Here is a 1,132-nt window from a genome sequence, read left to right on the forward strand (position 1 = left end):
TCGCGAGCAAGCTCGCTCCCACAAGGGTCCAGCGATTGCTTTGCGATACTGGACCGGCATACAACTTGCTCCGTCTCCAGTCTCCCAAGGCTGGAAACGGATCATGCTGCATTCCCACCTCACCACGCTCAACGCCGTCTCCCTGGTGCTCGACGCCTTCAAGCACGACGGCCTGCCCCGTGATGCGTTGCTGGCCGGCAGCGGCATCAGCGCGGCGGACCTGAGCCGGGCCGACACGCGCATCACCACCAATCAGGAGATGCAGGTCTGTGCCAACGCCGTGGCCCTCAAGCGGGATATCGGCTTGGAACTGGGCCGCAACATGCACGTTTCGTCCTACGGCATGCTCGGCTATGCGCTGCTCACCAGTGCCACCTTAGGTGACGCTTTGCGCCTCGCGCTGCGCTACCCGGCGCTGCTGGGAACACTCTTCGAGCTGACACTGGACGACGACGGCGAGCACATCTGGCTCAGCGCCAGCGACTATCGGGAAAACCCGGCCCTGGCGGTATTCAACGCCGAGTTCTGCATGGTCTCCCTGAAAGTCATCTGCAACGACCTGCTCGGCCACCCGCTGCCCTTGCGTGCGGCGCGCTTCGAACATTTGGCGCCGGATTACCAGGCGCTCTACGCCAACCTGTTCGACTGCCCGGTGCGCTTCGACAGCGTCGACAACGCCTTCGGCTTCGACCGGCATTGGCTGGAGCAGCCCCTGCCGCTGGCCGACCCCATCACCCATCACGCCATGGCCGAACGCTGCCGCCGGCAGAACACCGAATTCACCGGCCGCCAGGCCTGGCTGGGGCGCATCCGCCAACTGCTCGTCGCGCAACTGGACGCCGCCCCGGGCCTGGAAGGCCTGGCCGAGCAAATGAACTGCTCGGCGCGCACCCTGCGCCGGCATTTGAAGGATCTGGGTTGCAGCTATCAGGAACTGCTCGATGAACTGCGCTTCGAGCAAGCCAAGCAAATGCTCTGCGAGGACCAACTGCCGATCTATCGGATCGCCGAACTGCTTGGCTTCAGTGAAACCGCGAGCTTTCGCCACGCGTTCGTACGCTGGAGCGGCGTGGCGCCGAGTCGGTTCAGGGCGTGAAAGTTGGCTTCAAACACGATCCCCGTGGCGAGGGAG

Annotated in this window: 1 protein-coding gene; it reads left to right on the top strand. The window is 64.2% G+C overall.

Annotation, left to right across the window (positions count from 1 at the left end):
- Positions 1 to 103 precede the first annotated feature (103 nt).
- The gene (locus tag OC610_RS27820; RefSeq protein WP_264432776.1) at positions 104 to 1,096 is read left to right on the top strand and encodes an AraC family transcriptional regulator; all 993 of its coding nucleotides are present in this window, start codon (positions 104 to 106) and stop codon (positions 1,094 to 1,096) included.
- Positions 1,097 to 1,132 lie beyond the last annotated feature (36 nt).

The sequence above is a fragment of the Pseudomonas agronomica genome, from assembly GCF_025917275.1.
Lineage (GTDB): Bacteria > Pseudomonadota > Gammaproteobacteria > Pseudomonadales > Pseudomonadaceae > Aquipseudomonas > Aquipseudomonas agronomica.

Coding starts and splice junctions, on each gene's coding strand:
- OC610_RS27820 (WP_264432776.1), top strand. CDS start 104: ATGCTGCATTCCCACCTCACCACGCTCAACGCCGTCTCCCTGGTGCTC.